General features: G+C 40.2%; 1 protein-coding gene. It reads left to right on the top strand.

What is annotated here, in order from left to right:
- Window positions 1-224: MATE family efflux transporter (locus tag HJV72_RS19085; protein WP_243765711.1), on the top strand; the 224-nt coding region annotated here is incomplete at both ends.

The raw sequence follows: 224 nt of genomic DNA, 5'->3' as shown, positions 1-224 counted from the left end.
AGCACAATATTGGGGCGGACAGAATATTGAGAAACTGAAAAAAACAGTCACGGTTATGCTGCGTCTATGCCTGGCGGTTTCTGCCATATTCAGTATGATCACTTTCCTGTTCCCGGCACAGCTTATGGAAATATTTACAGACGATTATCAGATAGTGGATAAAGGAATTTTGTATTTCCGTGTCAGTGCATTTGCTTACATACCTACAGGTATTTCTTTGACAT

This window comes from Extibacter sp. GGCC_0201 (assembly GCF_017566055.1).
In the GTDB taxonomy this organism is placed as follows: Bacteria; Bacillota; Clostridia; order Lachnospirales; family Lachnospiraceae; genus Extibacter.
The sequence above is the reverse complement of the archived record's forward strand: the minus strand, read 5'-3'. Positions and strand labels throughout refer to the sequence as shown.